Origin of the sequence: Sulfitobacter sp. 1A15299 (assembly GCF_043556915.1) — a bacterium.
GTDB lineage: Bacteria > Pseudomonadota > Alphaproteobacteria > Rhodobacterales > Rhodobacteraceae > Sulfitobacter.
On the sequence record NZ_JBIFFJ010000013.1, the window covers coordinates 58,435 to 71,170 of the forward strand.

Annotated in this window: 11 protein-coding genes; 5 read left to right on the forward strand and 6 right to left on the reverse strand. The window is 60.5% G+C overall.

Going from position 1 to position 12,736, the window contains the following annotated elements:
- The first annotated feature begins 3 nt into the window (after positions 1–3).
- The gene (locus ACGYK7_RS13180; protein WP_394402778.1) at positions 4–1,218 is read left to right on the forward strand and encodes an NADP-dependent isocitrate dehydrogenase; all 1,215 of its coding nucleotides are present in this window, start codon (positions 4–6) and stop codon (positions 1,216–1,218) included.
- 216 nt (positions 1,219–1,434) lie between these two features.
- On the opposite strand, the gene ACGYK7_RS13185 is transcribed toward ACGYK7_RS13180, so the two are convergent.
- Positions 1,435–1,641 carry a DUF6356 family protein gene (locus ACGYK7_RS13185; RefSeq protein ID WP_093926313.1) on the reverse strand — a complete coding sequence of 69 codons (207 nt, stop codon included), beginning with the start codon at positions 1,639–1,641 and terminating at the stop codon, positions 1,435–1,437.
- 115 nt (positions 1,642–1,756) lie between these two features.
- Between ACGYK7_RS13185 and ACGYK7_RS13190 the strand changes: the two genes are divergently transcribed.
- The 3 genes from ACGYK7_RS13190 to typA all read left to right on the forward strand — a co-directional run bounded on the left by ACGYK7_RS13190 (position 1,757) and on the right by typA (position 4,520).
- Complete coding sequence (locus ACGYK7_RS13190) at positions 1,757–2,215, forward strand: Lrp/AsnC family transcriptional regulator (RefSeq protein ID WP_394402779.1); 459 nt, start codon at positions 1,757–1,759, stop codon at positions 2,213–2,215.
- Positions 2,216–2,226: 11 nt separating this feature from the next.
- Complete coding sequence (locus ACGYK7_RS13195) at positions 2,227–2,556, forward strand: multidrug efflux SMR transporter (RefSeq protein ID WP_067262978.1); 330 nt, start codon at positions 2,227–2,229, stop codon at positions 2,554–2,556.
- 146 nt (positions 2,557–2,702) lie between these two features.
- Positions 2,703–4,520 carry a translational GTPase TypA gene (gene typA / locus ACGYK7_RS13200; protein WP_394402781.1) on the forward strand — a complete coding sequence of 606 codons (1,818 nt, stop codon included), beginning with the start codon at positions 2,703–2,705 and terminating at the stop codon, positions 4,518–4,520.
- 83 nt (positions 4,521–4,603) lie between these two features.
- Here typA and ACGYK7_RS13205 read toward each other — a convergent pair whose 3' ends face one another.
- The 4 genes from ACGYK7_RS13205 to recA form a co-directional block, all read right to left on the reverse strand.
- Entirely contained in the window at positions 4,604–5,329 is a 726-nt protein-coding gene (locus ACGYK7_RS13205; RefSeq protein WP_394402783.1) for a phosphatase PAP2 family protein, read from the reverse strand.
- An 85-nt stretch (positions 5,330–5,414) separates the two neighbouring features.
- The gene (locus ACGYK7_RS13210; RefSeq protein WP_368441748.1) at positions 5,415–5,702 is read right to left on the reverse strand and encodes a DUF1330 domain-containing protein; all 288 of its coding nucleotides are present in this window, start codon (positions 5,700–5,702) and stop codon (positions 5,415–5,417) included.
- 5 nt (positions 5,703–5,707) lie between these two features.
- On the reverse strand, positions 5,708–8,365 hold the full coding sequence (alaS, locus tag ACGYK7_RS13215; protein ID WP_394402784.1) for an alanine--tRNA ligase: 2,658 nt from the start codon (positions 8,363–8,365) through the stop codon (positions 5,708–5,710).
- Between the two features lie 135 nt (positions 8,366–8,500).
- Positions 8,501–9,571 (reverse strand): recombinase RecA, encoded by a 1,071-nt coding sequence (gene recA, locus ACGYK7_RS13220; protein WP_394402786.1) that lies wholly within the window; start codon positions 9,569–9,571, stop codon positions 8,501–8,503.
- Between the two features lie 202 nt (positions 9,572–9,773).
- On the opposite strand from recA, the gene ACGYK7_RS13225 reads away from it, so the two are divergent.
- Positions 9,774–10,367: a gamma-glutamyl kinase gene (locus tag ACGYK7_RS13225; protein ID WP_394402787.1), complete on the forward strand. Its 594-nt coding sequence runs from the start codon at positions 9,774–9,776 to the stop codon at positions 10,365–10,367.
- Between the two features lie 18 nt (positions 10,368–10,385).
- Here ACGYK7_RS13225 and ACGYK7_RS13230 read toward each other — a convergent pair whose 3' ends face one another.
- Positions 10,386–12,620, reverse strand: coding sequence for an ATP-binding protein (locus ACGYK7_RS13230; RefSeq protein WP_394402788.1), 2,235 nt, complete (start codon positions 12,618–12,620; stop codon positions 10,386–10,388).
- Positions 12,621–12,736 lie beyond the last annotated feature (116 nt).

Here is a 12,736-nt window from a genome sequence, read left to right on the forward strand (position 1 = left end):
GTCATGTCGAAGATCAAGGTAGACAACCCAATCGTCGAACTCGACGGCGATGAGATGACCCGGATCATCTGGGATTTCATCAAGAAAAAGCTGATCACCCCCTATCTTGACGTTGACCTTAAGTATTACGACCTCGGCATCGAAGTCCGGGACGAGACCGACGACCAGATCACCGTCGACGCGGCCCATGCGATCCGCGAACATGGCGTCGGCGTGAAATGCGCCACCATTACTCCTGACGAGGCACGGGTCGAGGAGTTCGGCCTCAAGCGCATGTACCGCAGCCCCAACGGCACCATCCGTAACATCCTCGGCGGGGTGATTTTCCGCGAGCCGATCATCTGCCGCAACGTGCCGCGCCTCGTGCCGGGCTGGACCCAGCCCATCGTCGTGGGCCGCCATGCCTTTGGCGACCAGTACCGCGCCACCGATTTCCGCTTCCCCGGCAAGGGCAAGCTGACCATCAAATTTGTCGGCGACGATGGCGAGACCATTGAGAAGGAGGTCTTCGACGCGCCCTCCGCCGGTGTGACCATGGCCATGTACAACCTCGACGATTCGATCCGCGATTTCGCGCGCGCGTCTTTCAACTACGGTCTGAACCGTGGCTGGCCGGTGTATCTGTCGACCAAGAACACGATCCTGAAAGCCTATGACGGGCGGTTTAAGGATCTCTTCCAAGAGATCTTCGACGCAGAATTCGCCGACGAATTCAAGAAAAAGAACATCTGGTACGAGCACCGCCTGATCGACGACATGGTCGCCTCGGCGATGAAATGGTCGGGCGGCTATGTCTGGGCCTGCAAGAACTACGACGGCGACGTGCAGTCCGACACCGTGGCGCAGGGTTTCGGCTCATTGGGGCTGATGACCTCGCAACTGATGACACCCGACGGCAAGATCGTGGAGGCCGAGGCCGCCCATGGCACCGTGACGCGACACTACCGCCAGCACCAGAAGGGCGAGGAGACCTCGACCAACTCCATCGCCTCAATCTACGCTTGGACCGGCGGGTTGAAGCACAGGGGCAAGTTGGACGAAAACAGCGCGCTGATCAACTTCGCCGAGACGCTGGAGAAGGTCGTGGTGGATACGGTGGAATTGGGCTTCATGACCAAAGACCTCGCTCTGCTGGTGGGGCCGGATCAGGGCTGGCTGACGACCATGGGATTCTTGGAGAAGGTGGACGAGAACCTGAACAAGGCGCTGGCGGGCTGAGCCTGTCGAGAGCTTGGGATGACCGAGGGCCGCACGATGCGGCCCTTTTCTATTTTTCGGTCACGCCTGCCACCCGGACCCGGAACCAAGCCGTAGGCGCCGGGCCATCGCCTACCCGCCCGTCACGCCGAAGGCGCGCCGCTATAAAGGGGGCGCACCTTCGGTGCGACCGGGTAGGCGCTGGCCCTCATTGCGAAACTGGAGCCGCGCCGGCCCTCACTGCCCCCGATTATGCGTCCGCGCGTAAAGCTTCGCGATGATCCCGCTCGCCGTCTTCTCGAACAGGCACGGGATCAGCGCATGGACCAGCGCGGCGCCCGCCGCCGCGAAGAGCAGGCCCGAGAACTTCAACGCGAAAGCCATATGCTCGAAAAACGTCTCATCCACTTTGGCGGGATGGTCGAGGAAGATGCGTGCGATCATGGGAAACTCCTGTCTCTGCCTTTCTCCCACCCTAAGCGCGCCTGCTTGTGACGTTGTCTCAAATCGCTCCCAACAACCGCTTGTGTGCGAGAATATTTCCCACCAAACTACCAAAATGACAACACTTGATGATATAGACCGTCGCATATTGGTCGAACTGCAACGCGACGCCAGCCAATCCCTCGAAGCGCTTGGCGCGGCGGTCCATCTGTCGCGCAACGCCTGCTGGCGGCGCATCCGGGCGCTTGAAAAGGCCGGCGTGATCAAGAACCGGGTGACGCTCTTGGACGCGGCGAAACTCGACCTTGGCCTCAGCGTCTTTATCCAAGTCCGCACCAACGCCCATGCGCCCGATTGGCTTGAGAGGTTTTCCCGCGCTACAAAAGCCATGCCCGAGATCCTCGGCGTCTACCGGATGACCGGTGATCTGGACTATTTGATCCGGGCGCGCGTTCGGGATATGGCGGGGTATGATCGCCTCTATCAAGACCTGATCCGCCGGGTGCCGCTATCGGATGTCTCGGCCAGTTTCGTGATGGAGGAGATCAAGGAAACTACCGAACTCCCGCTCTAAGGAAGACCGAGATGCATTACCTGTGGCTCATCATCGCCGTGGTGGCGGAAACCCTTGGGACAACCGCGGTGCAGGCGTCACACCAGTTTACGCGGCTCTGGCCTTCGGTGGCGGTGGTGGTCTTTTACATGATCTCTTTCTACTGCATGTCGCTGGCGCTGAAGGTCATGCCGGTTGGGATCGTCTATGCCTTTTGGGCCGGGCTGGGGATCGTGCTGATCGCGATCATCGGCTTCGTCCTCTTCGGTCAGCGGCTCGACCTCCCCGCGGTTCTGGGCCTTGTGCTGATCATCAGCGGCATTCTGGTCATCCACCTCTTTTCGAACAGCGCCACCCATTAAGGCTGCGCCAGTGGCACAGCTTCGCGCAGTAAGGGGGGCGTCACGGCATTAGGGCTAGCAATTGCAGCCGGGGCGCGGTATGGGCGGCGCAATTATACGCGCAGCTTCAGGTTGGCGCGTCCCTCCCCTATCCAAAGGCTGACTTAATGGACCTGCGCAACATCGCAATCATCGCCCACGTCGACCACGGCAAGACGACGCTGGTGGACGAGCTTCTGAAACAATCCGGCACCTACCGTGAAAACCAGGCGACGACCGAGCGCGCCATGGACAGCAACGATCTGGAGCGTGAGCGCGGCATCACCATCTTCGCCAAGCCGACCTCGGTCGTGTGGAACAATACCCGCATCAACATCGTCGACACGCCCGGCCACGCCGACTTCGGCGGCGAGGTCGAGCGGATCCTGTCGATGGTCGACGGTGTGGTGCTTTTGGTGGATGCCGCCGAAGGCCCGATGCCGCAGACCAAATTCGTGACCTCCAAGGCGCTGAAACTCGGCCTGCGCCCCATTGTCGTGCTGAACAAGGTCGACAAGCCGGATGCCGAGCCCGACCGCGCGCTGGATGAATGTTTCGACCTTTTCGCCAGTCTCGACGCCACCGACGAACAGCTCGAATTCCCGCATATGTATGCCTCGGGCCGCTCCGGCTGGGCGGATGCCGAGCTTGACGGGCCGCGCAAAGACCTCTCCGCGCTGTTCGACCTGATCCTTGATCATGTCCCCGCGCCCAAGCAGATCGAAAATGCCGACAAGCCCTTCACCATGCTGGCCACCACGCTCGGCGGCGACCCGTTCCTGGGCCGCCTGCTGACTGGGCGCGTGGAAACCGGCACCCTGAAAGCGGGCCAAACCGTCAAAGCGATGTCGCGCGACGGCACCCAGATCGAGACCTTCCGCGCCACCAAAATCCTCGCCTTCCGCGGGCTGGAGCAGACCGCCATCGACGTGGCCGAAGCGGGGGACATCGTCTCCATCTCGGGCATGGCCAAGGCCACCGTGGCTGACACGCTGGCCGATCCTTCGGTGAACGAAGCAATCCCGGCCCAGCCGATCGACCCGCCCACCATCACCGTGACCTTCGGCATCAACGACAGCCCGCTCGCGGGCCGTGACGGCAAAAAGGTACAGTCCCGCGTGATCCGCGAGCGGCTGCTGAAAGAAGCCGAAAGCAACGTGGCGATCAAGATCTCCGACACACCGGGTGGCGAGGCATTCGAAGTCGCGGGCCGCGGCGAATTGCAAATGGGCGTGCTCATTGAAAACATGCGCCGCGAAGGGTTCGAGCTGTCGATCTCCCGCCCGCAGGTGCTGTTCCAAGAGATCGACGGCGTGCGCCATGAGCCGATCGAGGAAGCCACCATCGACGTGGATGACGAATACTCCGGCGCGGTGATCGAGAAAATCACCGGCACCCGCAAGGGCGAGTTGGTCGAGATGAAGCCCGCCGGCGCTGGCAAGACCCGGATCATCGCCCATGTCCCCTCGCGCGGGCTGATCGGCTACCACGGTGAATTCCTCACCGACACCCGCGGCACCGGTGTGTTGAACCGAGTGTTCCACGGCTGGGCACCGCACAAGGGACCGATCCCGGGCCGTCGCGCGGGCGTGCTGATCTCGATGGAGAACGGCACCTCGGTCGCCTACGCGCTGTGGAACCTCGAAGAGCGCGGCAAGATGATGATCGGCGCGCAGGCGGACGTCTACACCGGCATGATCATCGGCGAGCACAGCCGCGACAACGATCTGGAAGTGAACCCGCTGAAGGGCAAGAAGCTGACCAACGTGCGGGCCTCGGGCACCGATGACGCGGTGCGCCTGACCCCGCCGATGACGCTGAGCCTTGAAGAGGCTATTGCCTATATTGACGATGATGAGCTGGTCGAAGTGACGCCGAACGCTGTGCGTCTGCGCAAGCGCTACCTCGACCCGCATGAGCGCAAGCGCATGGCGAAGGCGAGCTAAGCTACAGATAATCAAAGAAAAACGGCAGCGCATTTCGCAATGCGCTGCCGTTTTCATATCTGTGGTTCACAAATGTAACCGCCCTAAGTATCGCTTTCCTCGCGATCGATATGTCCGCGCTTCGCCAAACTCAGCGCAGCAATCAGGCACAGGATTGCCCAAGCCCCGCCCCCAAGCCAGCCCGCCGCCACATCCGTCGGCCAATGCACCCCCATATAGACCCGGCTGATCCCGACAAGCAGCGTCAGCAAGACCGCAACCGCCAGCGTATAGACCTTGAGCGCCTGCCGTTTCTGCGCCCGCGCCACCATCGCGCCAAGGGTGAGATAGGCCACCGCCGCCATCATCGAATGCCCCGAAGGGAAGCTCGCCGTATGCACGAGCGACCCATGCGGCACGAGGTCGGGGCGCGGGCGGTCGAAAAACTCCTTGGCGATGCTGCTCAGCACGATCCCCCCGCCAACGGTGGCGAGGATGTAAAGCGCGGTCGTCCATCGCCGTTGCAACAGGAAAAAGAGCGAGACGATAACGGTCGTCAGGACCAGCACCGCGACCCCGCCGAGGGCCGTCAAATCGCGGCCAATCTCCTCGACCCACCACGGGCCGATGGGATCGGAAAGATCGCCGGGCGTGCGTAGGAACAACAAGATGTCACGGTCAAGGCTGCTGGTGCTGCCTGCGACGACCTCTTCGGTTAGCTCGGCCAAGGTCCAAACCGCTGTGATCGAAAGCCCCATCAAGGCTAGGGTCGTCACCTCCACATGGCGGCGACACCATCGGGCGAAAGTGGATAGTCGGGCGAGGTTCATGAGGGTTCAACCGCCCTCCGCGTCGAAGGTTCCGCCATGGCCAAGCAAGACGCCCCGCCTGTTTGGCAGGCGGGGCATCCTAAGATCACTCGTCAGTTTCGACGATCATCAACTCACGCTCAGAAGCCCCGCGCGCATGGTTCAACGCCGCTTGATAAGCATCGGAGTGATAACATTTTTCTGCCGTTTCGACATCGGGGAAACGGGCTACCACGTTGCGCGGCCGCTCTTTGCCCTCAAGCTGAACGAACCGCCCGCCGCGGGCGATGAACTTACCGCCATGCGCCGCAATGGCCTCGGTGGCGCCGGCGGCGTATTTCTTATACGCCTCCTCATCGGTGACGGTGACATGTGCAATCCAAAGTGCGCCCATGGGCCTTATCCTTTCAAGATGTTCTCAGCCGCGGCAATTGCCGCCTCGGCATTCTCCGCCGAAGCGCCGCCGCCCTGCGCCATGTCGGGTCGGCCACCGCCGCCCTTCCCGCCCAGTTCGGCAACCGCCGCTTTTACCATGTCGACCGCCGAGAGGCGATCTGTCAAATCCTTCGTCACACCGCCCGCGACCGCGGCCTTGCCACCGGTGTCGGCAATCAGCAGCACCGCGCCCGAGCCGAGCTTGGCCTTATGTTCATCCACCAGCCCCGGCAGGTCTTTGCCCGTGATACCGCTCAGCACTTGGCCTAGGAATTTCACGCCGTTCACCTCGCGCGCTACGGGCGCAGCCGCGCCGCCGCCCGACATCGCCAATTCACGACGCAACTGCGCCACTTCGTTGGACAGGCTGCGACGTTCGTCCAACAATGCGCGCACCCGGTCCGGCACATCGCTGGCCGAGGTTTTCAACTCCGCCGCGACCCGGCTCAGCGCCGCTTCCTGTTCGCGCAGCCATGCCAAAGCCTCGGTCCCGGTCAACGCTTCGATCCGGCGGACGCCCGCGCTGCTTGCACTGTCACCCAAAAGGACGAAGGCGCCGATATCCCCCGTCTGCCGCACATGAGTGCCGCCGCAAAGCTCCAGCGAATAGGTCGATTTGTCGCTGCCCTTGCCGGACCCTTCCAACTGACCCATCGAGACGACCCGCACCTCGTCGCCGTATTTCTCACCGAAAAGCGCCTGCGCCCCCATGGCGCGCGCATCGTCCGGCGTCATGATCCGTGTCTCGACCGGCGTGTTCTGGCGAATGTAGTCATTCACCTCACGCTCGACTTGGCTCAACTCGTCCTGCGTCAGCCCCTTGGCATGGGAGAAATCAAACCGCAGGCGATCATGCGCATTCAATGAGCCGCGCTGCGACACATGATCCCCAAGCGCGTTGCGCAGGGCTTCATGCAGCAAATGCGTGGCCGAGTGGTTGGCGCGGATGGCACTGCGCCGCAAACGATCCACCTCAAGAACGGCACTCTGACCCGGTTTCACCTCGCCTTCGACCACATGGCCGAAATGCACGAAAACGCCCGCCGATTTCCGCGTATCGGTCACATTGACGATACCGGTCTGCGTGCGGATCACGCCGGTGTCGCCAACCTGCCCGCCGCTTTCCGCATAGAACGGCGTTTGGTTCAGCGCGACCTGCACATCGCTGCCCACCGCCGCGGCATCGACCCGATCACCGCCCTGCACCAAAGCGACGATCTGGCCCTCCGCGCTTTCGGTGTCATAGCCCAAAAACTCGGTCACGCCGCTTTTGTCGGCCACATCGAACCAAACGGTGGCATCCGCAGCCTCGCCCGATCCGGCCCAAGCCGCACGGGCCTTGGCCTTCTGCGCCGCCATTGCCGTGTCGAACCCTTCGGTATCGACGGCACGGCCCTTCTCGCGCAGCGCGTCCTGCGTCAAATCAAGCGGGAAGCCATATGTATCATAAAGTTTAAACGCCGCCTCCCCCGGCAAGGTCGCCCCCTCGGGCAAACCGCTCAACTCATCGTCCAGCAGCTTCAGACCGCGATCCAGCGTTTGGCGGAAACGGGTTTCCTCCAACAACAGAGTCTCACGGATAAGCGATTGCGCCTGCCCCAACTCAGGGTAAGCCGCGCCCATCTGCTGCACTAAGGATGGTACCAGCTGATGCATTAAGGGATCCTTAACGCCGAGCAGATGCGCATGGCGCATGGCGCGCCGCATGATCCGGCGCAGCACATATCCGCGGCCTTCGTTGGAGGGCATGACCCCATCCGCAATCAGGAAGGAGGTCGACCGCAGGTGATCCGCGATCACCCGGTGATGGGTCTTACCCGGCCCATCGGGATCGGTCGAAGACGCATGGGCGCTGGCCTCGATCAGGTTGCGCATAAGGTCAGTGGCGTAGTTGTCATTCGTACCCTGCAGCAGCGCCGCCACCCGTTCGATCCCCATTCCGGTATCGATCGACTGGTTCGGCAGCGGCTGGCGCGTGCCATCTTCGAACTGCTCGTATTGCATGAAAACGAGGTTCCAGATTTCGACGAAACGGTCACCGTCTTCCTCGGGCGATCCCGGAGGGCCGCCCCAAATGTGATCGCCATGATCGTAAAAGATCTCGGTACAGGGGCCGCAGGGGCCGGTGGGGCCAGCGGACCAAAAGTTATCATCCGTCGCGATGCGAATGATGCGCTCGTCCGGCAGCCCGGTATGGGCCTTCCAGATTTTAACCGCTTCTTCATCGGTATGGTACACTGTGACCAAAAGCCGGTTCGGGTCGATGCCGAACTCTTTGGTCAGCAAGTCCCATGCAAAGGGGATCGCTTCGGCCTTGAAGTAATCACCAAAGCTGAAGTTGCCCAGCATTTCGAAAAATGTGTGATGCCGCGCGGTATAGCCGACATTGTCGAGGTCATTGTGCTTGCCGCCCGCCCGCACACATTTCTGCGCCGAGGTCGCCCGGCTGTAATCGCGTGTCTCGACCCCGGTGAAGAGGTTCTTGAACTGGACCATACCGGCCGCAGTGAACATCAGTGTCGGATCGTTGCGCGGCACCAGCGGGCTGGAGGGCACGATCTGATGCCCCTGCGCATCGAAATAATTCAGAAAAGTTGAGCGAATTTCATTCAGCGTCTTCATGGCGAGGCCTTCCGGGGCAGATTTGATCGATCCCAAATACCCCTCAGCCCCGGCGCTGTCCACCGTTCCTGCCCATGAAAAAGGGGCGCAGCCTCCGGCCACGCCCCCATCATAAATTTAAATCGTCAAAGCAGTTCAGGCTTCGAGAATATCCGCATCGTCACCGCCAGAGCCTTCGAAGTCCAACCCATGAGCGGCGCGGATCTTATCCTCGATCTCAGCGGCCATGGCGGAGTTCTGTTTCAGGAAGGTCTTGGCGTTCTCACGCCCCTGCCCGATCCGCTCATCCCCATAGCTGAACCACGACCCGGATTTATCGACCACACCGGCCTTGACCCCAAGGTCCAGCAACTCGCCCATTTTCGAGATGCCTTCGCCATACATGATGTCGAATTCGACCTGTTTGAAAGGCGGCGCCACCTTGTTCTTGACGATCTTGACCTTCGTTGCGTTGCCAACAACCTCGTCCCGGTCCTTCAGGGCGCCGATCCGACGGATGTCGAGACGGACGGAGGAATAAAACTTCAGCGCGTTGCCGCCCGTAGTGGTCTCAGGAGAGCCGAACATCACGCCGATCTTCATCCGGATTTGGTTGATGAAGATCACCATACAATTGGACCGGCTGATCGAACCGGTCAGCTTGCGCATCGCCTGGCTCATCAAACGGGCCTGCACACCGACATTGCTGTCGCCCATCTCACCTTCAAGCTCGGATTTCGGCGTCAGGGCCGCGACGGAATCTACAATCACCATATTGACCGCGCCAGAGCGTACCAGCGTATCGGTGATCTCAAGCGCCTGCTCGCCGGTGTCGGGCTGGGAGATCAACAGCTCGTCAATGTCTACGCCAAGCTTTTTCGCATATTGCGGATCAAGCGCATGTTCCGCGTCGACAAAGGCGCAAACGCCGCCGGCCTTCTGCTGCTCTGCCACACAGTGCAGGGTCAGCGTTGTCTTACCCGAGGATTCCGGGCCATAAATTTCAATGATACGCCCCATCGGCAAGCCACCGATACCAAGCGCAATATCAAGGCCGAGCGAGCCTGTGGAGCTGGCTTTGATATCCTGGATTGCCCCTTCGGCCCCCAGTTTCATGATCGACCCTTTGCCGAACTGACGTTCGATCTGGGCCAGCGCGCTGTCGAGCGCCTTTTGCTTTTCTGCGGTTTTCTTGCTGTCCATCGTCAAAAGATCTGCCGTTGCCATTAGGTTCATTCCTTAGTGTCACAGTGGCGCCCCGGCGGCAATCGCCTGCGCGCTGCGTCGCTTATGTTCTTCTAATGTTCCATATGGGGGTAAATGAGGAACATTTCAATGACTTTGTTTGTCCTTTATGTTTTGGCGAGAATGGTAAAGAAATGGTTTACCCAAATGCATGGGTCCGTGTGCGGCCCGAGGAAAGACGCAATTGATTGTTTTTTTCAAAGAACGACTGGCCTTTCTGTCGGTCCCGAAGACCGGAACAACTGCCTATGAGAAAGCACTGGCGCCGCGCGCCGATATGGTGATTTCCGATCCGCCCATGCTGAAGCACGCGCCGGTCTATCGCTATAACCGCTTTATTCGGCCAATGTTTCTAAAGGTTTGCGATGCCGAGCTTGAGTTGATGGCGGTAATGCGCGAACCGATCTCTTGGCTGGGCAGTTGGTATCGTTATCGGCAGCGCCCCTTCATGAAGGATAAACCGAATAACACCTTCGGGATCACTTTCGACGAATTCGTTCTCGCCTATATGAAGGGGGACAAGCCGGGGTTCGCCGATGTGGGGAGCCAATTGAAGTTCATGGAGACCCAACCGAACGGCACCGGGATCACCCATCATTTCCGTTATGAAGATCAGACGCGGCTCCGTCGGTTCTTGGAAGAGCGGCTCGACGTGACGGTGACCCTGGGGCAGGAAAATGTGTCTCCCAAGATGGAGCTAACGCTTTCCCCGAATGTGGAAAAACGGTTTCGCCGTAAGTTCGCGGCAGAGTTTGAGCTTTACGAGTCGATCACATGACCCTGCCCCGCGTGGTGCTCAATGCAGCTGATTGTGGACCGTTGTGGTCAGGTCGGTCAGGGAGAAGGGTTTGGGCAGGAAGACAGAATTTGGAATTTTCGACTGTTCCTGACCGAAATTATCCTCCGCATAGCCCGAAACGAAAACGACCCGCACATCCGGGCGTTGTTTAAGCGCTTGGCGCACCCAGCTTGGCCCGTCCATGCCGGGCATGACAACATCCGTCACGAAGACGTCGATATCCAACTCCTTATCTTCGAGCATCTTCAATGCGGCTTCGGCGGATTCGGCTTCCAGCACCGTGTAGCCGCGCAGCCGCAGGGCGCGGCTTGCGAAGGCCCGCACGGGCGCTTCATCTTCCACCAGCAGGATTACGCCATCCGATCGCTGTAGCGGGCGATGGTCCGGTGATACCGGGGACTTTTTCGCGACGGCAAAGGGCTGCCCTTCCAACACGGGGAAATAGAGGGTGAAACAGGTGCCACGCCCCAACTCACTGTCGATAAAGATAAATCCGCCCGTCTGTTTGACGATGCCATAGGCGGTTGAAAGCCCCAGCCCAGTCCCCTCGCCCGTCCGTTTGGTAGTGAAAAACGGCTCAAAAACCTTTTGCAGCTTGTCCTTCGGGATGCCGGTACCATCGTCATGCACCTGCACCGTGACGTAACGCCCTGCTGGCACGCTGACCCGATCTCTTTCAAGCGGTTGGTCGAGGGCCGTCACCTCCGTCACGATGCGGATTTCCCCCCCGGCGGGCATGGCATCGCGGGCATTGACGACCAAGTTCATCAGCACCTGCTCTAACTGGCGTTTATCGGCGCGGATCGGGGCGAGGACGGGGTCATGGCTGAGGGTCAACGTCACTTTTTCGCCGACCAGACGGTTCAGCAAATGCGTGAGATCGGCGAGGGTATCGCGCATATCGAGCGTCTCAGGTCGGAGGGTCTGTTTGCGCGAGAAGGCGAGCAGCTGCCCCACAAGCGCAGCCGCACGGTTGGCGTTCTGGTTGATCTGCACCAGATCGCTGAAATCCGGATCACCCTGATCATGCCGCAGCAGGAGGAGGTCACAATGGCCGGAGATCGCGGTCAGGAGGTTGTTGAAATCATGTGCGACGCCCCCGGCCAGTTGGCCAATGGCCTGCATTTTCTGGCTCTGCACGAACTGCGCTTCAAGGGATTTGAGTTCGGTCGCGTCCTGCAAGACCGCAATCAGCGCCGCCTCCCCCCCTTCGGATATGCGGCTGAGCGAGACCTGAACGAAAATCTCCTTATCCGTGCGGGTCAGCCTGAGAAATTCGGACTTCTGAACCAACCGCCCCGCCAGACTGTCTTCCAGCCAATCCGAGATCGAGCGGCCCAGCCCTTCCATCAGATGCGAAAGATGGGTGTCGTGCCGCAGCGATACGCCGAGCAGTTTTCCCGCCATACGGTTGAAGGCCAATACCGTTCCGTCAGGTCGCAGTTTGATCATCGGCACGGGGAGGTCTTGAAAGGTTTCCCAGCCCAATTCATTGGGTGAGGCCGCCCCTTCGGGTGGCGGCAGAAGATAAAGCGCGCGGCGGTTCGCGCCAGCCTCAACCTCGGCCACCAGTACCTGCCGGTTTCCTTTTGCGGTGGCGATTTCGGCCACGGTTCCCGGAGTTAGTGGGAGGGAATTGAACAATCGGTCCAGTGACTTCACCCGTTCCCCAACAAGCAGGCGCGCTGCTTCATTCATGAAAAGGATCGCGCCACCCCGGCCCAGCATGACCATTGGCAAGGCCATGCTTTCTTGCGCACTGCGGGAGCCCTCACGGGGGCCAATGCTTTCAACCCGCCAAAGCAGACGGTCGGCTGACAGATGGTGCACCGATAGGCGTATGGGGCCGGACCGTGTGATCACCTCTTCCCGCGCGTTGCCGTTGGCGGCAGCGCGTGATTGTAGGCGGTAAAGAAGGCCCACGGGATTGGCAAAATGCCTGTGCAGCGCCTGCGCGAGGGTTTCTTCGCCGCCCTTGCCGAACTGCTCCAGAGCCGCCTCGTTGCGGTAGAGGACTTGTCGATCAGAGGTGGCGATGAAACTTGGTGTGGCATCTTTCGCGATGAAGTCCGCGACCCCACTGGCACTGGCGCGATGCAGCGCCCTATCCCGGAGATGGATGGTGATGTAACCAATTGAAATCAAACCCAGTGTGGCCGCCGAGGCGGCGAGGGCAAGCTGTAACGTCGCATCGGTGCCGCGCAGCGCCAGCGCGCCAAGGGCAATGGCCATTACCACGAGCAGCCAAAGCCGCCCGAGCTTCGCCTGCTGCCCAATCCCTGAATGCCCAACGCCCTGCTGCACGCACATCCCCTAACAACCGAATCATACGACTATTACGTGCGACA